Below are 25,824 nucleotides of genomic sequence, written 5' to 3'. Positions count from 1 at the left end.
ATCAAGGTCGCCATATTCGCGCCACCCTTGGCGGGCGGACGGGTTTGGTCGGGGTGGAGCCGCGGGGGGTGCTCGCGGAGGGGCTGGTGGGGGTGGTGGCGGGGCGTACGCCGGTGCCGCAGTTGTAGGTGCAGCGGCCGCCTCCGGAGGAGCGTCCGGTCCCACTGGCGCGTGCGGTGGTGTACGGCTTGCCGGTGTATGAGTACGACATCCCGACGCCGCCCCGCGGCACGCCGCCCAGCGCGATGCTCTTGTGCCCGCTGGGATCGATGCCGTTGAGCGGGTCGCCGTTTCCGTAGAGATAGAGGTTGGCCTGCGCCGACGGACCCGATTCGGGCCGCAGGGTGTCGCGGGAGCTGAAGCCGCCCGTCCCCGGCTGGTACCAGCGGGCGGCCATGTTGACGTCGCCCGAGGCGGGGTCCGTCCAGCCGGACTGGTAGCCGAGGGCGGATGTGGTGCCGGCCGAGGCGGTCTGCTCGCCGAAGGGGTCGTAGGACGTCGAGCCCGTCACCGTCGTTCCGTCGGGTGAGAGACCGGCGACCAGATCGGTGTGCTGGTCCGTGACGGCCCACTGTCTGGTCGTGCCCTTGGCGATGGCCAGCAGGGAGCCGTCGGGGGTACGGGAGTAGCGGCCCGTGCCGTCGGTTGCCAGGTTGTTGGAGCCGCCGTCGTAGCTGAAGGACGTCTGCCCGCTGCGGAGCACGCGGTCGAGTGAGTCGTAGGCGAAGGTGGAGGCGCCGTCGGTGATCTTGCGCTCGAAGGCGTCGAACGACACGGTGCGGGTGTCCTGGGCCGGTGCGGTCACCGAGGACAGGGTGCCGCGAGGCGTGTAGCCGTATGCCGAAGTGCCGTCGGTCAGCAGGCGGTTGCGTGCGTCGTACGTGGAGACCGCGTTCCCGGCCCCGGTCCGGTTGCCCGCGTCGTCCCACTCGTAGGACGTGGTGGCCGGGCCGTTCGTCCAGGCGGTCAGCCGGCCCGCCCGGTCGTATGCGTAGGTGTGGTCGGAGGCTCCGGCGACGCCCTGGGTGGACTTGCTGGTGAGCCGGTCGTCGAGGTCATACCCGTAGCTCGTCGACGCGGTCTGCGTGACGCCGGTCGGGTCGGTGATCCTGTCGCTGGTGAGCCGGCCCAGGCTGTCATAGCCGTAGCTGCGGCGAGCGGATACCGTCCAGTCCGTGGAACCCGCCGGCAGTACGGCGTACTGCTCGACGGTCGGGCGTCCGGCCGCGTCGAAGTCGTACCAGATGTCGTTACCGGTGATCTCGTCCCACAGCCAGTCGATCCGGCCCGCGCTGTCGTAGCCGTACTCGGTCGTCCAGCCCCCGTTGGTCCGCGCGGTCATGCCGCTGTCGGCGTCGTACGTGTACGAAGAGGTGCCACTCGGCCCCTGCGCGGTCAGCAGCAGGCCCCGGTCGTCGTAGGTGAACGTGTCCTGGGCGAGGAGCGAGTCGGTGCCCTGGGAGATCATCCGGTCCGCCAGGTCGTAGGCGAAGGTACGGGTGCTGGTGGCGGCTTCCGCGCCGGTGCCGGTCTCCCCGGTCAGCCGGCCCAACGCGTCGTAGGTCCGCTCCCGCCTGACTCCGCCGGGCAGCAGCTCGGCCACATCCTGGCCCGCCGCGTCGTAGACGGTGGTGAAGGTACGGTCGGCCAGGGCCGGGTGCGCGGCCGTCACCGGTTCGACGGTCGACTCCGGCAGCCCCCAAGGAGTGTAGGTGTACGTGGTGGTGTTGCCGCGGCCGTCGGTCGTCCGTGTGCGGTTGCCCGCGGCGTCGTAGCCGAAGGCCATCGTGATCGACCGGCCGTCGGCGACAGGCTCCGCCTGCCCGGTCATACGGCCCAGGGCGTCGTACGTGTATGTGGTGCGCGCACCGGTGGCGGAGACGGCGGCGAGAAGGTTGCCGTTGACGTCGAACTCCGCCTCGGTGGTACGCAGTACGGTGCTGCCGGTGCCGTAGTCGGCGATGCTGGTGACGTTGTCGAGCGCGTCGTAGGCCATCATGGTCCTGCGCCCGGTGGGGTCGGTGGTTTCCGTTGTCCGGCCCAGACCGTCGTAGCCGAACCTGGTCACTCCCTGGGCCGCGTTGGTCACCGTCACCGGCTCTCCCGCGGCATTGAACGTGCCGCGAGTGATACGGCCGGCGGGAGTACTGGAGTCGGTCTGGTTGCCCGCGTCGTCCCAGGTGTAACGGCTCGTCAGATTCCGAGGCGATGGATAGCGCTCGACCACCGTCGCGGTGAGCTGCCGACCGAGTTCGTCGTACGTGGCCTCCGCCCTGGCCCCGGTCGGATCGGTCACGGAGAGCTGGAGACCGGTCGGCGTCCAGGCGTACCGGGTGATCCCGCCTCCGTCGAGCGAGAAGGACCCGCCTGGCAGGAGCGGGGACTCCTCGTACAGCTGGGAGGCCGGCGACTGCGCCGCCGGGTCCGTCCGCTCGACGATCCGGCCGAGCTGGTCGTACGCGTAGCGGGTCGTGCGGCCCAGTGCGTCCGACTCGGCGATGACCTGCCCGAGCGCGTCATAGGTGGTGTGTTCCACCGCGCTGATCCCGCTGCCGCCCGGAGGGGTGTAGTCCGGCAGTGTCACCGAGGTCGGGCGGCCTGACCGGTCGAGCGCGGTACGGGTCACGGCGCCCCGTTCGTCCCGGCTCCCGGTCTCCTCCCCGAAGGTGTTGTAGCCGGTCAGTGGAGGCGGGGGCCGGACCGGGCCGGGTGGCGCGGCCGACTTCGCCCCGGCCCTCCGCCCGAAGCAACGCCCTAGCCCAGGAAGCTCAGTCGAACCTGGCGGTCGGGGTTGTCGGTGTTGGTGTCGACCAGGCAGACCGACTGCCAGGTGCCCAGGGCCAGGCGGCCGCCGATGACGGGGAGGGTGGCGTGTGGGGGGACCAGGGCGGGGAGTACGTGGTCGCGGCCGTGGCCGGGGGTGCCGTGGCGGTGGCGCCAGCGGTTGTCGGCGGGGAGCAGGGAACGGAGCGCGGTGAGCAGGTCGTCGTCGCTGCCGGCGCCGGTCTCGATGAGGGCCACCCCGGCGGTGGCGTGCGGTACGAAGACATTGAGCAGGCCGTCCCGGCCCGCCGCGGTCTGCTGGAGGAACTCCTCGCAGACATGGGTCAGATCGGTCACGGCCTCATGCGTGCCGGTGGTGATGTTCAGGATTCTGGTGGTGAACGCGTCGGACATGCCCCCCATCCTGCCGCCCGGTCCATGGGATCGCTCGTCCGCGTGCCGAGACACCATTGACCGGATCCGGAAACGCTCGCTACGTTCTGCGCCATGTTGCGTTCAGCTCTGCTCACCACGCGCGGTCATATCGACCTGCTGCGGGTGGCGTCCGCCGCGTGTTGTCGCGGCCGCTGATCCTTTTCAGGCGTCCGCGCCGTTCTTCTCGCCGGTCATGCCCCGGCTTCCTTCCCGGATGAGTGCCGTAACCCCCTGACCGTGTGCCGTCGTCGTACCGGCGCACACGGACGTCGAGCCGCGTCTTCCCCCTTCCGCGTGCTGTCGCCCCCCGTGGAGCTGTTATGACTCTCGGCCATGCCCCGCCGGATATTTCCGTCCTGTCCAAGAGCCGGCAACCCGATCTGGAGCCGATCGTCCCCGCCTCCGCGCCCGGCTCCCGGCGGCGCTCCGTACCCCGGTGGCTGCGCCGCACCGTCGGGCCGCTGCTGCTTCTGCTCGCCTGGCAGGTGCTCAGCGCGACGGGCGTGCTCCACGAGGACATCCTCGCCTCACCCGGCACGATCGCCGGCGCCGCGGGCGATCTGATCGCGGACGGGACCCTGCCCGCCGCCATGGGTGTCTCACTCCAGCGTGTCGCCGTCGGGCTGCTGCTCGGCGGGGTCATCGGTATCTCCCTCGCCCTCGTCTCGGGGCTCTCCCGGCTCGGTGAGGATCTGGTCGACGCGACCGTACAGATGCTCCGTACCGTGCCGTGGGTCGGGCTGATCCCGCTCTTCATCATCTGGCTCGGTATCGGCGAGGCACCCAAGATCGCGCTCATCGCGCTCGGTGTCGCCTTCCATCTCTATCTCAACGTGTACGCGGGAATTCGCGGAGTCGACGAGCAGCTCATCGAGGCGGGGCAGTCGTTGGGGCTCGGCCGGTGGGGACTGGTCCGGCATGTCGTACTGCCGGGCGCGCTGCCAGGGGCGATGACCGGTCTGCGGTACTCGCTCGCCACCGCCTGGCTCGCGCTGGTCTTCGGCGAGTCCATCAACGCCGACGCCGGTATCGGCTTTCTGATGAACCAGGCCCGGGAGTTCTTCCGTACCGATGTCATCGTCGTCTGCCTGGTCGTCTACGCCTTTCTCGGTCTGCTCGCCGACGCCGTCGTCCGCACTCTCGAAAGGCTGCTGCTGCAATGGCGACCGACCTTCCAGGGCCAGTGAGTCCGAGTCCGCGCGGCGGCGCGGCCGACAGCACCGCGGTACGGGTCGAGGGACTGACCCGCGCCTTCGACGGACGGCCCGTGATCGACAAGCTCGATCTGACGCTGCGCCCCGGGGAGTTCACGGTGCTGCTGGGCCGCAGCGGCTGCGGCAAGTCGACGCTGCTGCGGGTGCTCGCGGGACTCGACCGCGATATCGAGGGCACGGTGCTCGTACCGAAACGGCGTGCCGTCGCGTTCCAGGCACCACGGCTGATGCCATGGAAACGGGTCTGGCGCAACGTACTGCTCGGTCTCGACGGCAAGCCCCAACGAGCCGTCGCCGAGAGCGCGTTGGAGGAGGTGGGGCTCAGCCATCGCTCCGGTGCCTGGCCCAAGACACTGTCGGGCGGCGAGGCCCAGCGCGCCTCGCTGGCCAGGGCGCTCGTACGGGAACCCGATCTGCTGCTGCTCGACGAGCCGTTCGGCGCGCTGGACGCGCTGACGCGGCTCAACGCCCAGCGGCTGGTGGCCGAGTTGTGGCAGCGGCGCGGCTGCGCGGTCCTGCTGGTCACCCATGACGTGGAGGAGGCGTTGCTCCTCGCGGACCGGGCGCTGGTGATGCGTGACGGTGTCATCGCGTACGAGACGGATGTCGCGCTGGACCGTCCGCGCTCCGTGGGAGATCCCGGCTTCGCGGCGCTCCGCTCACGCCTGCTCACCGAACTCGGAGTCGACGAACCGGCCGCCCCCAGCGCCGTCGCGTAGTGGTGGACGACACCCGCGCGGTGCCGCGCACCACCGCCCCGCGCACCACCGCCCCGTTCGACACCACCTCGATCGACACCGCCCCATTCGACACCGCCCCGTTCGACGTCCGACCTTCTCGCGCGCTCCGGCGCACTCTCCCCACTCCCCGCGCCCCCTCCCCCCTCCCCAGAAAGCGACTCGCCCCATGAAACGCTTCCTGCCCGCCGTCCTCCTCCCCCTCACGCTCCTGCTCGCCGCCTGCTCCGGCACCTCGTCCGCCGACGACTCGGGCGGCGGGGGCGGCTCCGTCGACGGCAAGGGTTCCCTGACCCTCAACGTGGGTGACCAGAAGGGTGGTTCCGAGGCCGTCCTGCGCGCCGCCGGTGAACTCGACGATCTTCCCTACAAGATCAAGTGGTCGACCTTCACCTCCGGTCCGCCCATGCTCGAAGCCGTCAACGCCAAGGCCGTGGACGTCGGTTCCGTCGGCAACACTCCGCCTGTCTTCGCCGCCGGAGCCGACTCGAAGATCACGATCGTGGCCGCGACCCACGGTTCCTCCCGGGGCGAGGCCATTCTCGTACGCGAGGACTCGCCGCTCACCAGGACCACCGATCTCAAGGGGAAGTCGGTCGCGGTCGCCCAGGGCAGCTCGGCGCACTACCAGCTCATCGCCTCGCTCAAGGAGGCCGGTCTCACACTGGACGACATCGAGGTCACGCTGTTGCAGCCGGCCGACGCGCTCGCCGCGTTCACCAGCGGCAAGGTGGACGCGTGGGCGGTCTGGGACCCGTACACCTCACAGGTGCTCCAGGCCGGACAGGGGCGGGTGCTGACCGACGGCGAGGGCGTCGTCAACGGTCTGAACTTCCAGGTCGCCGCGCCCTCCGCCCTCGCGGACAAGGCGAAGGCGGATGCCATCGGTGACTATGTCGAGCGGCTGCGCCGGGCCCAGGACTGGGTCTTCGACCACCCCGAGGAGTGGGCGAAGGTCTGGGCGAAGGAGACGGGACTGCCGTACGAAGTGGCCCTGGACGCCGTGAAGCTGACCCATGGCACCCGGGTGCCGGTCGCCCTCGACCAGCTCGCCGTCGACTCCGAGCAGGTCATCGCCGACACCTTCGCCGATCTGAAACTCATTCCCCGCCGGTTCGACATCGCCGACTACGTGGACGACCGCTTCAACAAGGACCTGCCGCCGTCGACCTCGCCGGCGCGCAGCTACGGAAAGGCCACTTCCCGATGAGCATCCATCTGCACTGGTTCCTGCCGACCGGCGGCGACGGACGTACGCTCGTGGACCGTCACGCGTACACCGACGGCGGCATCAAGCGCTCCAGGATCACCCCGGTGAGCGGGGTCAGGGCGCCCGACATCGAGTATCTCGCGCAGATCGCCAAGGCCGCCGAACAACTCGGATTCGAAGCGGTGCTGACACCGACGGGCACCTGGTGCGAGGACTCCTGGCTGACGACGGTGGCGCTCGCGCAGCAGACGGACCGGCTCAAGTTCCTGGTGGCCTTCCGGCCGGGGCTGATCTCGCCGGTGCTGGCGGCGCAGATGGCGGCCACGTATCAGCGGGTCACCCGTGGCAGGCTGCTGCTCAATGTGGTGACCGGCGGCGACTCGACCGAGCAGCGGCGCTTCGGGGACCATCTCGACCACGACCGCCGCTACGCCAGGACGGCGGAGTTCCTGTCCGTGATCCGGGGTGTCTGGGGCGGGCGTCCGTACGACTTCGACGGCGAGCACTACCAGGTGGAGGGCGGGCTCACCGCGCTGCCGCCCGACCCGCTGCCCGAGATCTTCTTCGGCGGTTCGTCCGCCGCGGCGGGACCCGTCGCCGCCGAGCACGTGGATGTGTATCTGACCTGGGGCGAGCCCCCGGCCCAGGTGAAGGAGAAGATCGACTGGATCCGGGGGCTGGCCGAGGAGCGTGGCCGTACGGTCCGCTTCGGCATCCGGCTGCACACCATCTCGCGGGACAGCGCGAAGGAGGCCTGGGCGACGGCCGACCGGCTGCTGGCCGATCTCGATCCCGACACGGTCGCGGCGGCCCAGCAGGCACTGGGCAGGAGCGAGTCGGTGGGCCAGCAGCGGATGCTCGCCCTGCACGGCGGATCCCGTGACGACCTGGAGATCTCGCCCAATCTCTGGGCCGGGGTCGGTCTGGTCCGGGGCGGCGCGGGCACGGCGCTGGTGGGCAGCCATGCCGATGTCGCCGACCGGATCGAGGAGTACCACGAGCTGGGCATCGAACACTTTGTGCTCTCCGGCTATCCGCATCTGGAGGAGGCGTACTGGTTCGGCGAGGGCGTGACCCCGGAGCTGGCGAGCCGTGGACTCCTGGCGCAGATCCCGGCCTCGCCGCTGCTGGGCGTGCCCGCGGCGAACGGCCGTCCGGCGTCCGCGCCCGGTGGCGCGCCCCTGCTGCTCGCCGGGGGCCGCTGAGCGGGCCGGGCCGACCGAACCCGAGCCGTAACGGGCCGGGCCCTGGCCGAGGCACACGTCTCGCATCACGAGCCGACGCACACGTCGCGCATCATTGAGCCGGGGCAAACCGGCACCCCTCCGATGGGCGGGAAGATTCCCCGTCCCGACGCTGTTCGTAGAACCGTGAACGACTTCGGGGTACGGGACATCGATGTGGTGGTCGTGGGCGCCGGACAGGCAGGACTGTCCGGCGCCTACCATCTGCGGCGGTCCGGGCTCGAACCGGACCGCGACTTCGTCGTGCTCGACCATGCCCCCGGGCCGGGCGGCGCCTGGCAGTTCCGCTGGCCCTCGCTGACCTACGGCAAGGTCCACGGCATGCACGCGCTCCCCGGTATGGAGCTGATCACCGGACCGGCCGACGACGGCCGTCCCTCCTCCGAGGTGATCGGCGGCTACTTCACCGCGTACGAGAGTCGCTTCGGCCTCCGGGTCCACCGGCCCGTCGATGTCACGGCCGTACGCGAGGGCACCGGCGGCCGGCTGCTGGTGGAGACCTCCGAGGGGAACTGGTCGGCCCGTTCGCTGATCAACGCCACCGGGACCTGGGACCGCCCGTTCTGGCCGCGCTATCCGGGCCAGGAAACCTTTCTGGGACGCCAGTTGCACACGGCGAACTACCCGGGCCCCGAGGAGTTCGCCGGTCTGCGGGTGATCGTGGTGGGCGGCGGGGCCTCGGGCACCCAGCATCTGATGGAGATCGCGAAGGTGGCGGCGGACACGACCTGGGTGACCCGGCGTCCGCCCGTGTTCCGCGAGGGTCCGTTCGGCGAGGAGCAGGGGCGGGCCGCCGTCGCGCTCGTCGAGGAGCGGGTACGCCAGGGGCTGCCCCCGCAGAGCGTGGTCTCGGTGACCGGACTGCCGCTGAACGACGCGATCATCAGGGCGCGTGAGGAGGGCGTACTCGACCGGCTGCCGATGTTCGACCGGATCACCCCCGCCGGGGTGGCCTGGGACGACGGGCGGACGGTGGAGGCCGATGTGATCCTCTGGGCGACCGGCTTCCGTGCCGCCGTCGACCATCTCGCACCGCTGCGGCTGCGGGAGCCGGGCGGCGGCATCCGGGTCGAGGAGACGCGCGCGGTACGGGACGAACGCGTCCATCTCGTCGGATACGGCCCCTCGGCGTCCACCATCGGCGCCAACCGGGCGGGCCGGGCGGCGGTACGGGACATCAAGCGGCTGCTGGAGCGGGCGCCCGCGGCGGCGGTCTGAACACGGCCGCTCTCAGCCGTCCGTGTCGCCGTCCGTGTCGCCGTTCGCGTGGGCACGTTTCTCGTTGAACTCCTCCACGTTCTTCTGGTGCTCGGAGTAGTTGTTGGTGAAGCGGGTGTCTCCCTCCGCCACGGTGACGAAGTACAGCCACTCGCCGTGTGAGGGGTTGAGCGCCGCGTTCATCGCCTCCTCGCCCGGATTCCCGATCGGTGTCGGCGGCAGCCCCTTGCGCTGATAGGTGTTGTAGGGGTTGTCGATCTTCGTGTCGGCGTGCGTGGTGTCGAGTGTGTTGCGGTTGAGCGCGTAGTTGAGGGTCGAGTCCATCTGAAGCGGCATGCCCAGGGCGAGCCGGTTGTGCACGACCCTGGAGACCTTGGCCATATCGGTCGGTGAATCGGCCTCGGCCTGCACGATGCTGGCGATGGTGACCGACTGATAGGCCGTCATACCGTTGCGCTCGGAACCGGCGGTGACCTGGTCGCCCGTGAACTTCTGGTTCGCGGTGTTGACCATATAGCTCAGCAGCCCGGCCGGAGTGGTCGAGGAATCGATGGGATAGGTGGCCGGGAAGAGATAGCCCTCGGGGTTGCCCTTGGCCGCCCCCGGCAGTTTGAGCCGCGCGGCCTTCGCCGCGGCGGTCGCGGCGTCCTTGGTGGTGCCCATCGGCAGTTCCAGGGCCTTGTCGACGGACGCGAACACCTCGGAGGCGCGTCGCCCTTCCGTAATGACCAGTCTGGAAATCTTCTCGTCGCCGCTCTCCCCGCCCATCAGGAGTACGGGCACCAGCACCGCCGCCCCGACGGCGAGGGTGGTGGCCACCAGCAGGACCAGCCGGCCACGGCGGGTCAGACGGAGTCTGCGACCGGGTCTCGCCCCCGGAGGCTCGTTCATCATATGGGCACGGTAACCCGGAGTGATCACCGATCCCGGTACCTGAGGTGCGGCGACACGGATGGCATACGTACGGGGGTGGTCCGCCTACGGGAGGTATCCCACGGGAGCTGTCCCATGGGAGTGGCGGTGCTGCCGCGTTCACGCCGGGAACGCGGCAGAGCGACGACCACGCTCAGGTGGTGACCGGCGCCAGGTCATCGGCGTGTCCCGGCAGGCTGTCCCTGCGGACCAGGGCCGCATAGCGCCCGTCCTGGCGGAGCAGCTCGTCATGGGTGCCCCGCTCGGCGACACGGCCCCCGTCGAGAACGACGATCTGGTCCGCGTCCCGGACGGTGGAGAGCCGGTGCGCGATGGTGATGGTGGTACGCCCCCGGGAGAGCGCGTCGATGGCCTGCTGCACCGCGTGTTCGGTACGGGTGTCCAGCGCGCTGGTCGCCTCGTCCAGGATCAGCACCGGCGGGTCGCGCAGGATCGTACGGGCGATCGCGAGCCGCTGCTTCTCTCCTCCGGAGAAGCGGTATCCACGCTCGCCCACCAGGGTGTCGTAACCATCGGGGAGCGAGACGATGTGGTCATGGATCTGGGCGGCCCTGGCGGCCGTCTCTATCTCCTCGTCCGTGGCCGCCGGTTTGGCGAAGCGCAGATTCTCGGCGACGGAGGCATGGAAGAGATAGGTCTCCTGGGAGACCACGCCGACAGCGCGGGCGAGTGTGTCGAAGTCCAGCTCGCGCACATCGACACCGTCGAGCAGGACCCGGCCGCCGGTCACGTCGTACAGCCGGGGTACGAGATAGCTGAGGGTCGATTTGCCGGAGCCGGTGGGCCCGACCACGGCGAGGCTGCCGCCGGACGGAACGGTCAGATCGATCCCCTGGAGATTCAGCTGTCCGCCCTTCTCGTCATAGCTGAAGTCGACTCCGTCGAACCGCACCTCCCCGCGGGCCCTGTCGATACGGACCGGCCGCTCGGGCTCGGTGATGTCGACCGGCAGGTCGAGATACTCGAAGATGCGCTGGAACAGGGCGAGCGAGGTCTGCATCTGCACCCCGGTGGCGAGCAGGCTGACGGCGGGACGGAACAGGCCCTGCTGGAGCGAGACGAAGGCGACGAGCGTACCGATGGAAACAGCGGTGCCGCCGGCGCCCATCGCGAAACCCGCGGCCCAGTAGATGACAGCGGGCATGGCGGCCATGACGATGCCGATGGTGGACATGCGCCAGCGCCCCGCCATGTTCGAGCGCACTTCCAGATCGACCATCCGCTCGGACTCGTCGGCGAAGGACTTGGTCAGCGAGTCGGCACGCCCCATCGTGCGGCCGAGCAGAATGCCGCTCACCGAGAGTGATTCGGTGACGGTGGCCGCCATCGTGGCCATCTGACGCTGGCGCTCCGTGGTGATCTTCTTCCGCTCGCGGCCGACGATACGGCTGATCCAGACGAAGAGCGGCAGCAGAAGCAGTGAGACGACGGTGAGCCGCCAGTCCAGGGCGAGCATCGCGACGACCGAGGCGACGACGGCCGTGAGATTGGAGACCAGGGAGGTCGCGGTCGAGGTGACGGTCGCCTGCATTCCGCCGATGTCATTGGCGATACGGGACTGGACCTCGCCGGTCCTCGTCCTGGTGAAGAAGGCGAGCGGCATGCGCTGGAGCTGGGTGTAGACACCGGTGCGCAGATCGTGCATGACCCGCTGGCCGACCGTCGTGGAGATCAGCGTCTGGAGCACGCCGAAGACGCTGTTGACGACGGCGGTGGCGATCATGCCGAGGGCGAGCAGGCTGAGCAGTCCGGTGCGGCCCTGCGGGATCGCGGTGTCGAGGATCTCGCGGAGCAGGAACGGAGAGGCTACCGAGACCAGCGACGAGGCGGCGACCAGCAGCCCCACGATCGCGAGCCGGCCGCGATAGGGGCGGAAGAGACCGAAGATGCGCCGGAGCTGCGCGGGCGGCTCCGACTGCCCCTCACGCTTCGGCCGGGGCGGGGGTGTCCAGGTGGATTCGTCGGGTTTCATGGGCTCCTTCGAAGGGCGGGAGGGCTTCCGCGGAAGCGTGGATCGGATACGTTTTCCAAGGTCGGCTTCAGAGCCTAGCTCACTGTTACCTATGTACACAATGAACGGGGTCCTGATATTGTTCCCGTATGAGCACCCCCGACGCCGACGGCATGCTGGCCGAGCAGTTGCTGCGGTTGACCCGTCGGCTCCAGCGCGCCCAGAAGCGGCAGATGGAGCCGATCGGTATCACCCCCGCGCAGGCGCGGCTGCTGCGCACGGTCGCGTATTACGACCAGCCGCCGCGGATGGCCGATCTGGCCGAGCGCCTCGAAGTGGTGCCCCGGGCCGTGACCAGCCTCGTCGACGGGCTGGAGGCGAGCGGCTGGGTCCGGCGCGCGCCGGACCCGACCAACCGCAGGGTCGTCCGTATCGAGCTGACCGACAGCGGCCGGGCCACGCTGAGGTCGCTGCGCGGCGCGCGGCGGACCGCGGCGGAGGACATCCTCGCGCCCCTCACCGCCGATCAGCGCGAGGTGCTCGGCGGACTGCTGTCGACACTGGTCGACGGGGGTCGCCACCACCACTGTTGAGCCGCGCCGCCGCCGAGCACCCGGGGCGGGTGCCCCGGGGAGCGGTCGGCCTTCCTCGCGGCTGCCCGCCGTAGACCCGCGCCGCTGATCCGCACCACAGATCCACGCTGGGACCACAGATCCACGCTGGGACTACCACCGGGACACCTCACAGGTAGGGGCGGAAGCGCGCCGGCCGTTGCCGGATCGGACCAGGCCGACGGGTTCCGGCCAGCCCTCCGGGTTGTCTCCGGAATGTCCCCCCGGCATGGCCCCAACTGGCTCGATCTGGCGCTCAGCGCGGAAAACCCGTTGCCCCCGGCCCTCCACCAGGGCGAACCTTGCACGGTTTGGGCCACTCCACGAGTCATGGGACATCATGCAGATTCGCGACCTTCCGTATCCCGATCCAGGGATCCCCGACGCTCGGTCAGGCCCCCGGTTCCTGCTGTGGCTCGGACGTAAACAGCTCGGCGGCCAGCTCAAGGCCCTCGCCTGGGGGCTGGTGCACTTCACCGGTATCGGCGGTCTCTCGGTGGGCGCCGGCCTCGCCGTCCAGGCGGTCGTCGACCGCTCCGGCGGCCGGCTCGCCCTCGCCGGCGCCCTCATCGCGCTCTTCGGAGCCGCCATCGCCGTCGGTGACACCATGCTGCACCGCTCCGCCGTCACCAACTGGATCACCGCCGCCGCGCGTCTCCAGCAGCTGCTGGCCCGCAAGACCGCGGACCTGGGCTCCGCGCTGACCCGCCGGGTGGCCGCCGGTGAGGTCGTAGCCGTTTCAACCGGCGATGTGGAGAAGATCGGCTGGTTCGTCGAGGCGCTCTCGCGCTTCCTGGCCGCCGCCATCGCGATCGTGATGATCTGTGTGGGTCTGGTGCTCTATCTGCCCGAGCTCGGGACGCTGGTCGCCGTCGGTGTGCCGGTCCTCGCCCTCGCCGTACTGCCGCTGCTCCCCCGCGCCACCCAGCGGGCCGATGTCCAGCGCGAGAAGGCCGGCAAGGCCACCGAACTGGCCTCGGACACCGTCGCCGGGCTGCGGGTACTGCGCGGCATCGGCGGCGAGGAGCTGTTCCTCGGCCGCTACCGCGCCGCCTCGCAGGAGGTGCGCGAGGCCGCCGTCCGCAGCGCCCGTATGTGGTCGCTGATCTCGGCGATCCAGGTGCTGCTGCCGGGCGTCATGCTGATCTCCGTCATCTGGTACGGCTCCCGCCTCGCCCTGGACGGACGGATCGAGGTCGGCGGTCTGGTGACCGTCTACAGCGCGGTGACCCTGCTGCTCTTCCCGCTGCGGCACTTCGAGGAGATCGCCATGGCGTACTCCTTCTCCCGGCCCTCCGCGAAGCGCGCGGCGCGCGTGCTGTCGCTGGAGCGGACGGCGTACGAGGACGAGCGCGGCGGTCTCGACGACGCCAGGCCGACCGGGGATCTGTACGACCCCGCCACCGGGCTGCTCGCCCCGGCCGGACTGCTGACCGTCGTGGTCTGCGGCGATCCGGACGCGGCGGGAAGGCTCGCCGAACGGCTCGGGGGCCATGCGGCCGAGGAGGAGAAGAGTCCGTCCGTACTGCTCGGCGGGGTGGCGCTGGACGATCTCCCGCTGGACGCCGCACGGGCCAGTGTTCTCGTCCAGGACAAGGATCCGGTGCTGCTGTCCGGCACGCTCACGGAGCTGCTGGACATCCCGGCCTCGGGCGCGGTCGATCCGGAGAAGGCACTCACCGCCGCCCAGTGCGCGGATGTCCTCGACGCGCTCGCCCAGGCGTCGGTGGACGGCAGCGGTGACCCGATGCGGTCCAGGATCACCGAACGCGGCCGTTCGCTCTCCGGCGGGCAGCGCCAGCGGCTGGCGCTGGCCCGTTCGCTGGTGACCGACCCGGAGGTGCTCGTGCTCGACGAGCCGACGTCCGCCGTGGACTCGCACACGGAGGCACGGATCGCCCAGGGCGTGAAGGAGCTGCGGGCCGGCCGTACGACCGTGGTGTTCGCCTCCTCACCGCTGCTGCTGGACCACGCGGACCGTGTGGTCTTCCTCCACGACGGCGAGGTCGCGTCGGTGGGTGTCCACCGCGAGCTGGTGCGGAGCGACGCCGCTTACCGGGCGGTCGTCACCCGCGAGACCGAACACGAACAAGACCACGCACAGGATCAGGGACGAGAACAGGAACGAGAACAGGCACCGGAACAGCGGGAAGAGACCGGACGGGAACAGCGCCCGGAGCGAGAGCACATCATGGAGCCGGCGTCGCCGCGGGCCCGGGAAGAGATCGAGGAATCAGCATGATCGGCGTGGCGCCACCGGCGTACGACCCGGCGGCACCGGAGTCGGCGACGACCCTGCCGGTCGGGACCCCCGCGACCGTACGGGCCTATGTGAGCGAGCTGCTGAGCCGGCACCGCAAGGCGTTCATCCTGCTGGTCGCCGTCAACGCGGTCTCGGTGATCGCCTCGATGGTGGGCCCGTTTCTGCTGGGCGGCATCGTCGAGGATCTGGCCGACGGGGCGCGTGAGCTGCATCTGGAGCGCACGGCGGCGGTGTTCGCCGTCGCGCTGCTGATCCAGACCGTGTTCACCCGGCTGGTACGGCTGCGCGGGGCGATGCTCGGCGAGGAGATGCTCGCGGATCTGCGCGAGGACTTCCTCGTCAGGGCCGTCGGGCTGCCGCCCGGTGTGCTGGAACGCGCGGGGACCGGCGATCTGCTCTCCCGTATCACCACCGACATCGACCGGCTCGCGAACGCCATGCGCGAGGCCGTACCGCAGCTCGCGATCGGCGTGGTGTGGGCCGGACTGCTGATCGGCGCGCTGGCCGTCACCGCGCCGCCGCTGGCGCTCGCGGTGCTGGTGGCGCTGCCGCTGCTGATCGTCGGATGCCGCTGGTACTTCCGGCGGGCGCCCTCGGCGTACCGCTCGGAGGCCGCCGGGTACGCGGCCGTCGCGGCCATGCTCGCCGAGACCGTCGACGCCGGCCGGACCGTGGAGGCGCACCGCCTCGGGGAGCGCCGGGTGGCGTTGTCGGAGCAGCGGATCGCGGAGTGGACGGCGTGGGAGCGGTACACGCTGTGGCTGCGGTCGGTGCTGTTCCCGGTCATCAATCTCACCCATACGACGATCTTCCTGGCCGTGCTGGTGATGGGCGGCGTCTTCGTCCTCCAGGGCTGGATCTCGGTCGGGCAGCTCACGACGGGCGCGCTCTTCGCCCAGATGCTGGTGGACCCGGTGGGTCTGATCCTGCGCTGGTACGACGAACTCCAGGTCGCGCAGGTGTCCATCGCCCGGCTCGTCGGGGTACGGGACATCGAGCCGGAGGCCGGCGACGCGTCGGTCGTGCCGGACGGCCGGGACGTCAGTGCCGACGAGGTCCACTTCGGCTACCGCGAGGGCGTCGACGTACTGCACCAGGTGACGCTGGACGTCAGCCCCGGCACCAGGCTCGCCCTGGTCGGCCCCTCGGGAGCGGGGAAGTCGACACTGGGCCGGCTGCTCGCGGGGATCTACGGGCCGCGACGGGGCCGTATCACCCTCGGCGGGGCGGAGCTGTCCCGGATGCCCGCCGAGCGGGTGCGGAAGCATGTCGCCCTGGTCAACCAGGAGCACCATGTGTTCGTGGGCTCGCTGCGCGACAATCTCCTGCTGGCCCGTACGGGCGCGGCGGACGCCGAGCTGTGGGCGGCCCTCGGGGCGGTCGACGCGGACGGCTGGGCGCGGGCGCTGGACGCCGGTCTGGACACCGGGGTCGGCTCCGGCGGTACGGCCCTGACTCCGGCGCAGGCCCAGCAGATCGCGCTGGCGAGGCTGGTGCTCGCGGATCCGCACACCCTGGTGCTCGACGAGGCGACCTCGCTGCTGGACCCGAGGGCGGCCCGGCATCTGGAGCGCTCGCTGGCCAAGGTCCTGGACGGCCGTACGGTCGTGGCGATCGCCCACCGGCTGCACACCGCGCATGACGCGGATGTGATCGCGGTGGTCGAGGAGGGCCGGATCAGCGAGCTGGGCAGCCACGACGAACTGGTGGCGGCCAACGGCGCCTACGCGGCGCTGTGGCGCTCCTGGCACGGCTGACGCGAGCGGCGTCCGGTGCGTGGAGGTGCCGGACGCCCCGCCGCCGGACACGGCGGTGGCGGACCGCTCCCCGGACCGGGCCCGCGGCCCGGCCCGGTCCCGGTCTGCCGCCAGTCCCTATATGACGCCCAGTGCCGCCGCCGCGCCCGCGCCGCCCAGGAGCATGAACGCCGGCATCAGTACCTTCAGCTCCACCCAGCTGCCGGCCCGGAATCGCATCGCCTTCGGCGGGCCTATCGGGTACCAGCGCTTGCGGCCCAGCGGGATGGGCCACAGGATCGGGCAGCCCGACACCGTCAGCGCGTCCCCGATGTCGTGCACCAGCGCGCCCAGGACGATCGGCAGGCCCAGCCAGAGGTACTCCTGTCCCGGGGCGGTGAACAGCCAGTCGGCGCCGTTGCCCGGCTTGTCCAGGACGTCGGCCAGGATCCAGGCGCTGGTGGCGCCGAGCAGCCAGACGAGCACATCGCTGGAGACCCGCGCGGCCCGCCACAGCAGGCCCTCCACGGCGAGCACAAGATGGACGAACAGGATCGCGAGCACCGCCCAGCGTCCGCCCGCGTACGCCACCGCCGAGGCGCCGGCCCCGGTCAGCACCGCCCAGAGCCAGGTGTGGGTCAGTGTGCGGTGGCCGCCGCTCCTGCGAGGGTCGCCCGGCTTCCTCGTGGCCTTGTAGACGGCGTACGAGAGCTTGTCCACGATCTCGCAGAGCGTCCGTGACACCGGGCCGAACGCCCGGGAGATCGTCGCCGCCTTGTGGTCCAGATCGGGGGCGAGCGCGGCGCCCGCGCAGATCAGCGCGCCGACCACCAGGACCGGCCAGGGCATACCGTGGCCCGCGGCAGCCGTCGCCGCGCCCACCCCCAGCCAGGCCGCGGCCCCCGACAGAGAGTGTGCCGGTCCCATCATGCTTGTACCCGCCCCGGTGCAGTTGTGGTGAAGCCCCGCGTACGGGGGCCCAGTTGACAGGCCAGGGTACCGTCCGTGATCTTCGCTTCCCCGGCCGGTTCCCGTATCCAGGGGGAAGACAGGCAAGATGGGGGCGTGACCCTTATCGATCAGCTCCCGCCGGACGCCGACCCCGATGCCCTCTTCGAGGCCTTCTCCTCCTGGGCCGAAGGCCAGGGCATCACGCTCTATCCGGCTCAGGAGGAGGCGCTGATCGAGGTGGTCTCCGGAGCCAACGTCATCCTGTCCACCCCCACCGGCTCCGGAAAGAGCCTGGTCGCGGCGGGTGCGCACTTCACGGCGCTGGCTCAAGACAAGGTCACCTTCTACACCGCGCCGATCAAGGCACTGGTCTCGGAGAAGTTCTTCGACCTCTGCAAACTCTTCGGCACGGAGAACGTCGGCATGCTGACCGGCGACGCCTCCGTGAACGCCGACGCCCCGGTGATCTGCTGCACCGCCGAGGTGCTGGCGTCGATCGCGCTGCGCGACGGCAAGTACGCGGACATCGGCCAGGTCGTGATGGACGAGTTCCACTTCTACGCCGAGCCGGACCGCGGCTGGGCCTGGCAGATCCCCATCCTGGAACTGCCGCAGGCCCAGTTCATCCTGATGTCGGCGACCCTCGGCGATGTCTCACGCTTCGAGGAGGACCTGACCCGCCGTACGGGCCGGCCCACCTCCGTCGTTCGGTCCGCGACGCGCCCGGTCCCGCTGTCGTACGAGTACCGCCTCACCCCGATCACCGAGACGCTGACCGAGCTGCTGGAGACCAAGCAGGCGCCGGTCTATATCGTGCACTTCACCCAGGCCGCAGCCGTCGAGCGGGCGCAGTCGCTGATGAGCATCAATATGTGCACGCGCGAGGAGAAGGACCGGATCGCCGATCTGATCGGCAACTTCCGCTTCACCACCAAGTTCGGCCGCAATCTCTCCCGCTATGTGCGCCATGGCATCGGGGTGCACCACGCGGGCATGCTCCCCAAGTACCGGCGACTGGTGGAGAAGCTCGCCCAGGCCGGTCTGCTGAAGGTCATCTGCGGTACGGACACACTCGGCGTCGGTGTCAACGTTCCCATCCGTACGGTGCTGTTCACCGCGCTCACCAAGTACGACGGCAGTCGCGTCCGCACCCTGCGCGCCCGGGAGTTCCACCAGATCGCGGGCCGGGCGGGCCGCGCCGGATTCGACACGGCGGGGCTGGTCGTGGCTCAGGCGCCCGAGCATGTCGTGGAGAACGAGAAGGCGCTCGCCAAGGCGGGGGACGATCCGAAGAAGCGCCGCAAGGTGGTGCGCAAGAAGGCCCCCGAGGGCTTTGTCGCCTGGTCGGAGACCACGTTCGAGAAGCTCATCGGTTCCGATCCCGAGCCGCTGACCTCGCGCTTCCGGGTCACCCACACCATGCTGCTGTCGGTGATCGCGCGGCCGGGCAATGCCTTCGAGGCGATGCGCCGGCTGCTGGAGGACAATCACGAGCCGCGTCGACAGCAGCTCCGGCACATCCGGCGGGCCATCGCGATCTACCGTTCGCTGCTGGACGGCGGGGTCGTGGAGCGGCTGGAGACCCCGGACGCGGAGGGCCGTATCGTCCGGCTCACGGTCGATCTCCAGCAGGACTTCGCGCTCAACCAGCCGCTGTCGACCTTCGCGCTGGCCTCGTTCGAGCTGCTGGACCCCGAATCCCCCTCGTACGCGCTGGACATGGTCTCCGTCGTCGAGTCCACGCTGGACGATCCGCGGCAGATCCTCGCGGCCCAGCAGAACAAGGCGCGCGGTGAGGCGGTCGCCGCGATGAAGGCGGACGGTGTCGAGTACGAGGAGCGGATGGAGCGGCTCCAGGACGTCTCGTACCCCAAGCCCCTCGAAGAGCTGCTGGTCCACGCGTACAACACCTACCGCAAGAGCCATCCCTGGGTGGGCGACCATCCCGTCTCGCCCAAGTCGGTGATCCGGGACATGTACGAACGGGCGCTGTCCTTCACCGAGTTCACCTCGTTCTACGAGCTGGCCAGGACCGAGGGCATTGTGCTGCGCTATCTGGCGGGCGCGTACAAGGCGCTGGAACACACCATTCCGGACGATCTGAAGTCGGAGGACCTGGAGGATCTCACCGCGTGGCTCGGTGAGATGGTGCGTCAGGTCGACTCCAGTCTGCTCGACGAGTGGGAGCAGCTCGCCAATCCGGAGGTGGAGACGGCCGAGCAGGCGCAGGAGAAGGCCGATCAGGTCCGGCCGGTCACGGCCAACGCCCGCGCCTTCCGGGTCCTCGTACGCAACGCGATGTTCCGCCGTGTCGAGCTGGCCGCCCTGGACAAGGTCGGCGAACTGGGCGAGCTGGACGGCGAGTCGGGGTGGGACGCGGATGCCTGGGGCGAGGCGATGGACGCGTACTGGGACGAGTACGAGGACCTGGGCACCGGGCCCGACGCCCGTGGCCCCAAGCTGCTCGCCATCGAGGAGGACCCGGCGCACGGTCTGTGGCGGGTCCGCCAGACCTTCGCCGACCCCAACGGCGACCATGACTGGGGCATCAGCGCGGAGGTCGATCTGGCGGCCTCCGACGAGGAGGGCCTGGCCGTGGTGCGTGTCACATCCGTGGGGCAGCTCTGAGTGCGGCGGACGGCTCCGGGCACGGCCATGAGCCGCCGGCCGGGCACCCGGCGGCACGGGGGAGACGGGACCGGGACGAGACCTGGACCGGGAACGGGAACGAGACGGAGAACGGAGCACACCGCGTCATGACGAACCCCGCCGAGCGGCTGGTCGATCTGCTCGATCTGGAGCGGATCGAGGTCGACATCTTCCGCGGGCGCAGCCCTCAGGAATCGCTGCAACGGGTCTTCGGCGGCCAGGTGGCGGGCCAGGCCCTGGTGGCGGCGGGCCGTACCACCGACGGGGACCGGCCGGTCCACTCGCTGCACGCGTACTTCCTGCGGCCGGGCCGCCCAGGTGTGCCGATCGTGTATCAGGTCGAACGGATAAGGGACGGCCGGTCGTTCACCACCCGCAGGGTCACCGCCGTCCAGCAGGGCCGCACGATCTTCAATCTGACGGCGTCCTTCCACCGTCCGGAGGAGGCCGGCTTCGAGCACCAGCTCCCGCCCCGGCTGGAGTTCCCCGACCCGGAGACCCTGCCGACGGTCAGCGAGGAGGTGCGCGCCCATCTGGGCCGGCTGCCCCAGCCGCTGGAGCGGATGGCCCGGCGCCAGCCCTTCGACATCAGATATGTGGAACGGCTGCGCTGGACCCAGGAGGAGATCAAGGACGCGGATCCGCGCAGCGCGGTGTGGATGCGCGCGGTGGGGCCGCTGGGCGACGATCCGCTCGTCCACACCTGCGCGCTGACGTACGCGAGCGACATGACGCTGCTGGACGCGGTACGGATCCCCGTCGAGCCGCTCTGGGGGCCGCGGGGCTTCGACATGGCGTCGCTGGACCACGCGATGTGGTTCCACCGCCCGTTCCGCGCGGACGAGTGGTTCCTGTACGACCAGGAGTCCCCGATCGCGACGGGCGGCCGGGGACTGGCGCGGGGCCGGATCTACGACCGCGAGGGCCGGCTGCTGGTCTCGGTGGTGCAGGAGGGTCTGTTCCGGCGGCTCGACCCGGCCGTGCCGTAGGTCTCAGACGCCGGGGAGCGGATCCTGGTCGGCCTCGCGCCGACGGGTCCTGATGTCCGGCGCGGGCGGATGGAGCTTGGCGTCACAGGCGGGCCCGAGGCCGGTACGGCGCGATGCCGTACCGGTGAGCGGCCGGCCGCACATACCGCATCTGATCTCGCGGCGTGGATCCGGCGGGCCGGGGTCGGGCTCCGAGCCCGGCAGCCGTCCGAAGTCGTCCGGGCCCTCGCCCGGACCGTCGTCGTCGATCCCGGATACACGCATGTCCCAAGATCTATCAGCCCGCCGGAGGCGGCCGTCGTGCGCGGGTCCACAATGGGGAGGAACGCCGGAGACCGAGGAGATCTTGATGACTCTGTACGACATCCCGCTGCACACCCTCACGGGTGAACCCACCTCCCTGGCCGCCTACGAGGGCAAGGCCGTACTCGTGGTGAACGTCGCGTCCAAGTGCGGCCTCACCCCCCAGTACGCCGGTCTGGAGCGGCTCCAGCAGCAGTACGGCGAGCGGGGCTTCACCGTCCTCGGCGTACCCAGCAACCAGTTCGCGGGACAGGAGCCCGGCACCGCGGAGGAGATCCAGACCTTCTGCTCGGCGACGTACGGTGTCACCTTCCCGCTGCTGGAGAAGACGGATGTGAACGGGGAGACCCGGCATCCGCTCTACGCGGAGCTGACGAAGTCGGCCGACGCCCAGGGCGAGACGGGGGACGTCCAGTGGAACTTCGAGAAGTTCCTGCTCTCCCCCAAGGGTGAGGTCGTCGCCCGGATCCGGCCGCGTACGGAGCCCGAGGACCCCGAGGTCATCGCGGCGATCGAGGCGCAGCTTCCCGGCTGACCCGTCCTCGCCGGGGCCGCCGCGCGCGTGGCGGCCCCGGTGCGTGGCCGTAGCAGTAGCAGTAGCCGCGGCATCGGCTTCGGCATCGACTACGACCCTCAGCGGATCGGCATGCCCGACAGGGTGCGGGCGATCACCAGACGCTGGATCTCGCTCGTCCCCTCGAAGATCGTGTAGATCGCGGCGTCCCGGTGCATGCGCTCCACCGGGTACTCACGGGTGAAGCCGTTGCCGCCCAGTATCTGCACGGCCTGGGCCGTGACCTGCTTCGCCGTCTCGCTGGCGTACAGCTTGGACATCGAGCCCTCGGCGGAGGTGAACGGCTTTCCGGTGGCCGCCATCCAGGAGGCCCGCCACACCAGCAGCCGGGACGCGTCGATCCGGGTCCGCATGTCGGCCAGTTGGAAGGCGATGCCCTGGTTGTCGATGATCGGGCGGCCGAACTGGCTGCGTGTCCTCGCGTAGTCGAGCGCGACCTCGTACGCCGCACGGGCCGTGCCCACCGCCATCGCGCCGACCGCGGGGCGTGAGGCCTCGAACGTGGCCATGGCCGCGTTCCTGACCCGCTCACCGCCCGGCGCCGTCCTCGCCCGCTCACGGGCCCGTGCGAGCCGCTCGTCCAGCTTCTCCTTCCCGCCGAGCAGACAGTGCCCGGGGACCCGGACGTCCTCCAGGACGACCTCGGCGGTGTGGGAGGCGCGGATACCGTGCTTCTTGAACTTCTGGCCCTGGGAGAGACCGGGGGTGGCCGGCGGGACGATGAAGGAGGCGTGGCCCTTCGAACCGAGTTCCGGGTCGACGACGGCGACCACGACATGGACATGGGCGATGCCGCCGTTGGTCGCCCAGGTCTTGGTGCCGTTCAGCACCCACTCGTCCTTCGCCTCGTCGTACACCGCGCGGGTGCGCATGGCGCCGACATCGGAGCCGGCGTCGGGCTCCGACGAGCAGAAGGCGGCGAGCTTCACCTCGTCCACGTCGCCGTACATCTGCGGAATCCAGGTACCGATCTGCTCGTCGGTACCGTTGGCGAGGACACCCACGGCCGCCAGGCCCGTACCGACGATCGACAGGGCGATGCCCGCGTCGCCCCAGAACAGTTCCTCCATGGTCATCGGGATACCGAGACCGGTGGGGTCGAAGAACTGCTGGGCGTAGAAGTCGAGGGAGTAGACACCGATCTTGGCGGCCTCCTGGATGACCGGCCAGGGGGTCTCCTCACGCTCGTCCCACTCCGCGGCGGCGGGACGGATGACGTCCGCGGCGAAGCCGTGCAGCCAGTCACGGACCTGCTTCTGGTCGTCATTGAGTTCAAACGTGAACTCGGCCACGGTTCCCCTCCCACACTGCGTCACCACGGTGCCGCTCACACATGTTACCCACGGTAACGCCAGTCTGTTACCGGTAGGTAGAAAATGTCAACCGGCCATGGTCTGATCAGCATTGATCTCGGCCAGGGTGTTACGTTGCCGGTGCGTCAGGCAATCGCATGGGCGGGGAGACATCAGCTATGGAGACCACACAGCAGGCCGAACAGCAGCGGTCGGCGCGACAGCGCAGACGCCAGTTGCTGGAGGCCGCCGACCGGGTCGTGCTCCGGGACGGCCCGCACGCCTCCATGAACGCCATCGCCGCCGAGGCGGGCATCACCAAGCCCATTCTCTACCGTCACTTCGGCGACAAGGGCGGGCTCTACCGCGCGCTCGCCAAGCGCCATACCGACGCGCTGCTCGACGCCCTGCGGACCGCGCTCGACGCGCCCGCCGAGCGCCGCCGGCGCGTGGAGGCCACGCTCGACACGTATCTCGCCGCGATCGAGGCGCGCCCCCAGGTCTACCGGTTCCTGATGCATCCCGCCGAGGACACCCAACTGCCCGAGCAGGGCTTCGACGTGGGCCGCCACTCGGCTCCGCTGCTGCGGCGTCTCGGCGAGGAGCTGGCCAAGGTCATCGAGGAGCGGGTCGACCTCGGTCCGGACAGCGGGCAGCTCTCCCGGGTCTGGGGCCATGGCATCGTCGGGATGATGCACGGGGCCGGTGACTGGTGGCTCGGTGAACGGCCCTGCTCACGCGAGCAGTTGGTACGGAGCCTGGCGGATCTGCTGTGGGGCCGGCTGGCCTCGGTGGACGACCGCGAAGGCGGACCCGGGTTCTGAACGCTCCATCAGACGTACGAGTCCGCCGTGGCGGCGGACCAGGGCGCGCGGCGTGCGGCGCGCAGCACTCTGGAGCGGCGCCTGCCGGTGAGCCGGTCGGGGTAGACCGTGCCTTCCAGATGATCGCACTCGTGCTGGAGACAGCGCGCGAAGAAGCCCGTTCCCTCGATCCGCAGCGGTTCACCGTGCCGGTCGACGCCCTCCGCCACGGCATGGTCGTACCGCTCCGTACCCGCCTCGATGCCCGGCAGCGAGAGACAGCCCTCGGGGCCGCGCAGAACGATCTCGTCCGCCCGGGTCAGCCGCGGATTGACGAGGTGTCCGAGATGGCGGACGTCCTCGTCGTCCGGGCAGTCGTACACGAACACCCGGAGCGGTACGCCGATCTGGTTCGCCGCGAGCCCGACCCCCCGAGCGGCGTACATCGTCGCGAACAGGTCCTCGATCAGCTCCGACAGCGCGGGACCGAAGTCCGTGACAGGCTCACAGCGGGCGTGCAGCACCGGATCGCCCAGCATTCTCAAGGCACGTACTCGTCCGGTGCTGCCGGGGATCGAACGGTTTCGCATGCCGGTCAGGGTACGGTCACGGTGACCTCCGCCTTCCCGCCCGGTGCCGCGGTTCGGGCCCTTGGCCGGATCTCGATAGGCTGACCCCGGACCGACGCAAGGAGGATCAAGGACGATGGCAGGCAACACGGACCCGCTGACGCCACGGGCCAAGCTGGCCGTGACGGCGGGCAAGGCCGCTGCGGCGGTGTCGCGCGCCGCCGGCCGCGGCAGCGGATCGGTGATCGGCGGCAAGGTGGCGCTCAGACTCGACCCCGATCTGCTGGGTCGGCTCGCGCAGCACCTCGACGTCATCCTCGTGTCGGCGACGAACGGCAAGACCACCACCACCCGGCTGATCGCCGAGGCACTGCGGGCCGCCGGGCCCGTGGTCTCCAACGCGCTCGGCGCCAATATGCCGGCCGGCATCACCTCCGCCCTCGCGGGCGGTTCCGACGCCAAGTACGGCGTGATCGAGGTCGACGAGAAGTATCTCGCCGGTGTGGCGCGGGACACCACGCCGAAGGCGATCGCGCTGCTCAATCTCTCCCGCGACCAGCTCGACCGCGCCGCGGAGACCCGGATGCTCGCCGAGAAGTGGCGCGAGGGCCTCGCCGGCACGAAGGCCGTCGTCGTCGCCAACGCCGACGACCCGCTGATCGTCTGGGCCGCCTCCTCCTCCCCCAATGTGGTCTGGGTGGCCGCGGGACAGGAGTGGAAGGACGACGCCTGGTCCTGCCCCGCCTGCGGCGGTGTGATGCAGCGCCCCGGCGACGACTGGTTCTGCGGTGAGTGCGGCTTCCGCAGGCCGTCCCCGAGCTGGGCGCTCCACGGGGACCATGTCCTCGACCCGCACGGCTCCGCCTGGCCGATCCATCTCCAGCTCCCGGGGCGCGCCAACAGGGCGAACGCCGCCACCTCGGCCGCCGTCGCGGCCACCTTCGGGGTGCCGCCGCAGGTCGCGCTGGAGCGTATGTACCAGGTACAGGCCGTGGCCGGCCGGTACGACGTGGTGTCCTTCCTCGGCCGGGATCTGCGGCTGCTGCTCGCGAAGAACCCCGCGGGCTGGCTGGAGACGTTCTCGCTGATCGACGCGCCCCCGACCCCGGTCATCCTCGCCGTGAACGCCCGTGGCGCCGACGGCACGGACACCTCCTGGCTGTGGGACGTCGACTACACCCGGCTCGCCGGCCATCCGATCTTCGTCATCGGCGACCGCAAGCTGGACCTCGCCGTACGCCTTGAGGTCGCGGGGCTGGACTTCCGGGTCTGCGAGACGCCCGACGAGGCCGTACGGATGGCACCGCCGGGGCGGATCGAAGCCATCGCCAACTACACATCGTTCCAGGATCTGCGCAGACGGGTGGGGAACTGACGCC

22 protein-coding genes are annotated in these 25,824 nt (G+C 70.3%); 14 read left to right on the top strand and 8 right to left on the bottom strand.

The features are described from left to right. Window position 1: 1 nt before the first annotated feature. On the bottom strand, window positions 2-2,626 hold the full coding sequence (locus OG214_RS33435; protein ID WP_405986824.1) for an RHS repeat-associated core domain-containing protein: 2,625 nt from the start codon (window positions 2,624-2,626) through the stop codon (window positions 2-4). Between the two features lie 128 nt (window positions 2,627-2,754). Next, window positions 2,755-3,177, bottom strand: coding sequence for a YjbQ family protein (locus OG214_RS33430; RefSeq protein ID WP_363084056.1), 423 nt, complete (start codon window positions 3,175-3,177; stop codon window positions 2,755-2,757). 93 nt (window positions 3,178-3,270) lie between these two features. Between OG214_RS33430 and OG214_RS33425 the strand changes: the two genes are divergently transcribed. The 6 genes from OG214_RS33425 to OG214_RS33400 all read left to right on the top strand — a co-directional run bounded on the left by OG214_RS33425 (window position 3,271) and on the right by OG214_RS33400 (window position 8,821). Further along, entirely contained in the window at window positions 3,271-3,354 is an 84-nt protein-coding gene (locus OG214_RS33425) for a putative leader peptide (RefSeq protein ID WP_329223698.1), read from the top strand. A 164-nt stretch (window positions 3,355-3,518) separates the two neighbouring features. Then, window positions 3,519-4,385 (top strand): ABC transporter permease, encoded by an 867-nt coding sequence (locus OG214_RS33420; RefSeq protein WP_405986823.1) that lies wholly within the window; start codon window positions 3,519-3,521, stop codon window positions 4,383-4,385. Further along, window positions 4,358-5,131, top strand: coding sequence for an ABC transporter ATP-binding protein (locus tag OG214_RS33415; protein ID WP_363084058.1), 774 nt, complete (start codon window positions 4,358-4,360; stop codon window positions 5,129-5,131). Before OG214_RS33420 ends, OG214_RS33415 begins: the two co-directional genes overlap by 28 nt. 187 nt (window positions 5,132-5,318) lie before the next feature. Next, window positions 5,319-6,359 (top strand): ABC transporter substrate-binding protein, encoded by a 1,041-nt coding sequence (locus OG214_RS33410; protein ID WP_405986822.1) that lies wholly within the window; start codon window positions 5,319-5,321, stop codon window positions 6,357-6,359. Beyond that, window positions 6,356-7,564 (top strand): LLM class flavin-dependent oxidoreductase, encoded by a 1,209-nt coding sequence (locus OG214_RS33405; protein ID WP_405986821.1) that lies wholly within the window; start codon window positions 6,356-6,358, stop codon window positions 7,562-7,564. Before OG214_RS33410 ends, OG214_RS33405 begins: the two co-directional genes overlap by 4 nt. 165 nt (window positions 7,565-7,729) lie before the next feature. Next, window positions 7,730-8,821, top strand: coding sequence for an NAD(P)-binding domain-containing protein (locus OG214_RS33400; RefSeq protein ID WP_405986820.1), 1,092 nt, complete (start codon window positions 7,730-7,732; stop codon window positions 8,819-8,821). A gap of 12 nt (window positions 8,822-8,833) precedes the next feature. Here OG214_RS33400 and mltG read toward each other — a convergent pair whose 3' ends face one another. Further along, a complete protein-coding gene (gene mltG / locus OG214_RS33395) occupies window positions 8,834-9,715 on the bottom strand; it encodes an endolytic transglycosylase MltG (RefSeq protein ID WP_363082415.1) in 882 nt (293 codons plus the stop codon). 172 nt (window positions 9,716-9,887) lie between these two features. Further along, entirely contained in the window at window positions 9,888-11,726 is a 1,839-nt protein-coding gene (locus OG214_RS33390; RefSeq protein WP_405986819.1) for an ABC transporter ATP-binding protein, read from the bottom strand. A gap of 128 nt (window positions 11,727-11,854) precedes the next feature. Between OG214_RS33390 and OG214_RS33385 the strand changes: the two genes are divergently transcribed. From OG214_RS33385 to OG214_RS33375, 3 genes are all read left to right on the top strand, one after another. Further along, the gene (locus tag OG214_RS33385) at window positions 11,855-12,298 is read left to right on the top strand and encodes a MarR family winged helix-turn-helix transcriptional regulator (RefSeq protein WP_382855661.1); all 444 of its coding nucleotides are present in this window, start codon (window positions 11,855-11,857) and stop codon (window positions 12,296-12,298) included. A 358-nt stretch (window positions 12,299-12,656) separates the two neighbouring features. Continuing rightward, complete coding sequence (locus tag OG214_RS33380) at window positions 12,657-14,558, top strand: ABC transporter transmembrane domain-containing protein (protein ID WP_405986818.1); 1,902 nt, start codon at window positions 12,657-12,659, stop codon at window positions 14,556-14,558. Beyond that, complete coding sequence (locus OG214_RS33375) at window positions 14,555-16,336, top strand: ABC transporter ATP-binding protein (RefSeq protein WP_405986817.1); 1,782 nt, start codon at window positions 14,555-14,557, stop codon at window positions 16,334-16,336. The genes OG214_RS33380 and OG214_RS33375 overlap by 4 nt, the downstream gene beginning before the upstream one ends. Window positions 16,337-16,453: 117 nt before the next feature. Here OG214_RS33375 and OG214_RS33370 read toward each other — a convergent pair whose 3' ends face one another. Then, window positions 16,454-17,245 carry a metal-dependent hydrolase gene (locus OG214_RS33370; protein WP_363082420.1) on the bottom strand — a complete coding sequence of 264 codons (792 nt, stop codon included), beginning with the start codon at window positions 17,243-17,245 and terminating at the stop codon, window positions 16,454-16,456. A 75-nt stretch (window positions 17,246-17,320) separates the two neighbouring features. Here OG214_RS33370 and OG214_RS33365 point away from each other — a divergent pair, with 75 nt between their 5' ends. After that, window positions 17,321-19,894, top strand: coding sequence for a DUF3516 domain-containing protein (locus OG214_RS33365; protein ID WP_363082421.1), 2,574 nt, complete (start codon window positions 17,321-17,323; stop codon window positions 19,892-19,894). 128 nt (window positions 19,895-20,022) lie between these two features. Next, window positions 20,023-20,904: an acyl-CoA thioesterase gene (locus tag OG214_RS33360; protein WP_383034680.1), complete on the top strand. Its 882-nt coding sequence runs from the start codon at window positions 20,023-20,025 to the stop codon at window positions 20,902-20,904. A gap of 3 nt (window positions 20,905-20,907) precedes the next feature. Here OG214_RS33360 and OG214_RS33355 read toward each other — a convergent pair whose 3' ends face one another. Then, window positions 20,908-21,168, bottom strand: coding sequence for a DUF6011 domain-containing protein (locus OG214_RS33355; RefSeq protein ID WP_363082423.1), 261 nt, complete (start codon window positions 21,166-21,168; stop codon window positions 20,908-20,910). 85 nt (window positions 21,169-21,253) lie between these two features. On the opposite strand from OG214_RS33355, the gene OG214_RS33350 reads away from it, so the two are divergent. Continuing rightward, on the top strand, window positions 21,254-21,742 hold the full coding sequence (locus OG214_RS33350) for a glutathione peroxidase (protein WP_363082424.1): 489 nt from the start codon (window positions 21,254-21,256) through the stop codon (window positions 21,740-21,742). A 98-nt stretch (window positions 21,743-21,840) separates the two neighbouring features. Here the strand turns inward: OG214_RS33350 and OG214_RS33345 are convergent, their stop codons facing one another. Continuing rightward, entirely contained in the window at window positions 21,841-23,073 is a 1,233-nt protein-coding gene (locus tag OG214_RS33345) for an acyl-CoA dehydrogenase family protein (RefSeq protein WP_382855640.1), read from the bottom strand. Window positions 23,074-23,252: 179 nt separating this feature from the next. On the opposite strand from OG214_RS33345, the gene OG214_RS33340 reads away from it, so the two are divergent. Continuing rightward, window positions 23,253-23,897: a TetR family transcriptional regulator gene (locus tag OG214_RS33340; protein ID WP_363082426.1), complete on the top strand. Its 645-nt coding sequence runs from the start codon at window positions 23,253-23,255 to the stop codon at window positions 23,895-23,897. A gap of 8 nt (window positions 23,898-23,905) precedes the next feature. Here the strand turns inward: OG214_RS33340 and def are convergent, their stop codons facing one another. Beyond that, window positions 23,906-24,466 (bottom strand): peptide deformylase, encoded by a 561-nt coding sequence (gene def / locus OG214_RS33335; RefSeq protein ID WP_405986816.1) that lies wholly within the window; start codon window positions 24,464-24,466, stop codon window positions 23,906-23,908. Between the two features lie 115 nt (window positions 24,467-24,581). Here def and OG214_RS33330 point away from each other — a divergent pair, with 115 nt between their 5' ends. Further along, the gene (locus OG214_RS33330; protein WP_363082428.1) at window positions 24,582-25,820 is read left to right on the top strand and encodes a MurT ligase domain-containing protein; all 1,239 of its coding nucleotides are present in this window, start codon (window positions 24,582-24,584) and stop codon (window positions 25,818-25,820) included. Window positions 25,821-25,824: the final 4 nt, after the last annotated feature.

Origin of the sequence: Streptomyces sp. NBC_00872 (assembly GCF_045161915.1) — a bacterium.
Lineage (GTDB): Bacteria > Actinomycetota > Actinomycetes > Streptomycetales > Streptomycetaceae > Streptomyces.
This window is presented reverse-complemented; position numbering and strand designations above follow the sequence as displayed.

Excerpts from the sequence above, each read along its gene's own strand:
- OG214_RS33430 (WP_363084056.1), bottom strand. The coding sequence starts at position 3,177 with ATGTCCGACGCGTTCACCACCAGAATCCTGAACATCACCACCGGCACG.
- OG214_RS33425 (WP_329223698.1), top strand. The coding sequence starts at position 3,271 with ATGTTGCGTTCAGCTCTGCTCACCACGCGCGGTCATATCGACCTGCTG.
- OG214_RS33420 (WP_405986823.1), top strand. The coding sequence starts at position 3,519 with ATGACTCTCGGCCATGCCCCGCCGGATATTTCCGTCCTGTCCAAGAGC.
- OG214_RS33415 (WP_363084058.1), top strand. The coding sequence starts at position 4,358 with ATGGCGACCGACCTTCCAGGGCCAGTGAGTCCGAGTCCGCGCGGCGGC.
- OG214_RS33410 (WP_405986822.1), top strand. The coding sequence starts at position 5,319 with ATGAAACGCTTCCTGCCCGCCGTCCTCCTCCCCCTCACGCTCCTGCTC.
- OG214_RS33405 (WP_405986821.1), top strand. The coding sequence starts at position 6,356 with ATGAGCATCCATCTGCACTGGTTCCTGCCGACCGGCGGCGACGGACGT.
- mltG (WP_363082415.1), bottom strand. The coding sequence starts at position 9,715 with ATGATGAACGAGCCTCCGGGGGCGAGACCCGGTCGCAGACTCCGTCTG.
- OG214_RS33390 (WP_405986819.1), bottom strand. The coding sequence starts at position 11,726 with ATGAAACCCGACGAATCCACCTGGACACCCCCGCCCCGGCCGAAGCGT.
- OG214_RS33385 (WP_382855661.1), top strand. The coding sequence starts at position 11,855 with ATGAGCACCCCCGACGCCGACGGCATGCTGGCCGAGCAGTTGCTGCGG.
- OG214_RS33380 (WP_405986818.1), top strand. The coding sequence starts at position 12,657 with ATGCAGATTCGCGACCTTCCGTATCCCGATCCAGGGATCCCCGACGCT.
- OG214_RS33375 (WP_405986817.1), top strand. The coding sequence starts at position 14,555 with ATGATCGGCGTGGCGCCACCGGCGTACGACCCGGCGGCACCGGAGTCG.
- OG214_RS33370 (WP_363082420.1), bottom strand. The coding sequence starts at position 17,245 with ATGATGGGACCGGCACACTCTCTGTCGGGGGCCGCGGCCTGGCTGGGG.
- OG214_RS33360 (WP_383034680.1), top strand. The coding sequence starts at position 20,023 with ATGACGAACCCCGCCGAGCGGCTGGTCGATCTGCTCGATCTGGAGCGG.
- OG214_RS33355 (WP_363082423.1), bottom strand. The coding sequence starts at position 21,168 with ATGCGTGTATCCGGGATCGACGACGACGGTCCGGGCGAGGGCCCGGAC.
- OG214_RS33350 (WP_363082424.1), top strand. The coding sequence starts at position 21,254 with ATGACTCTGTACGACATCCCGCTGCACACCCTCACGGGTGAACCCACC.
- OG214_RS33340 (WP_363082426.1), top strand. The coding sequence starts at position 23,253 with ATGGAGACCACACAGCAGGCCGAACAGCAGCGGTCGGCGCGACAGCGC.
- def (WP_405986816.1), bottom strand. The coding sequence starts at position 24,466 with ATGCGAAACCGTTCGATCCCCGGCAGCACCGGACGAGTACGTGCCTTG.
- OG214_RS33330 (WP_363082428.1), top strand. The coding sequence starts at position 24,582 with ATGGCAGGCAACACGGACCCGCTGACGCCACGGGCCAAGCTGGCCGTG.